This window comes from Micromonospora sp. CPCC 205546 (assembly GCF_036902715.1).
Lineage (GTDB): Bacteria > Actinomycetota > Actinomycetes > Mycobacteriales > Micromonosporaceae > Micromonospora.
Window position 1 is genome coordinate 1 of the sequence record NZ_JBAKHL010000175.1, and the last position, 820, is coordinate 820.

Sequence of the window (820 nt, forward strand, 5' to 3'; positions counted from 1 at the left end):
GACCGACTCGATCTCGCCGAGTTCGATCCGGTAGCCGCGGATCTTCACCTGGTGGTCGATCCGCCCGACGAACTCCACCGCCCCGTCGGGCATCCGCCGCACCAGGTCACCCGTGCGGTACATCCGCGCCCCCGCCGCCCCGAAGGGATCCGGCAGGAACCGCTCCGCCGTCAAGCCCGGCTGGCCCGCGTACCCCCGGGCCACACCCACACCGCCCACGTACAGCTCACCGACCACACCCACCGGCGACAGGTGCAGGTCCCGGTTCAACACGTACATCGTCATCCCCGGCAACGCCCGACCGATCGGCACCACCGGACCCGCCTGCTCGACCAGCACCGGGAAGACGCACGTACCCACACTCGCCTCGGTCGGCCCGTACTCGTTGACCAACCCACCCGGCCCCAGAAGCGCCAGCCACCGATTCGCCAACGCCGCCGGCAACGCCTCACCAGCGACCACCACCACCGCCGCCAACGACGCCAACGCCTCATCCGACAACTGCCGACCAAGAATCTCCAGATGACCCGGCGTCAACTTCAAGAAACTGAACGGCCCCGACGACGCCAACACCACACCCAACTCGGCCAGATCCACATCCTGACCCACCATCACCACCCGCTGACCCGCCACCAACGGCGCCCACAGATTCGGCACCTGCAAGTCGAACGCCACCGACGAGAACACCGCACAACCACCCGCACCACGCGACACCAACTCACCCGCCGCCCACCGCACATGATTCGCCAACCCACGGTGCGTCACCTGCACACCCTTCGGCCGACCCGTCGACCCCGACGTGAAAATCACGTACGCCAAC

1 protein-coding gene is annotated in these 820 nt (G+C 67.8%); it reads right to left on the reverse strand.

What is annotated here, in order from left to right:
* Positions 1 to 810: AMP-binding protein (locus V6U77_RS29905; protein WP_334610081.1), on the reverse strand; the 810-nt coding region annotated here is incomplete at its 3' end.
* Positions 811 to 820 lie beyond the last annotated feature (10 nt).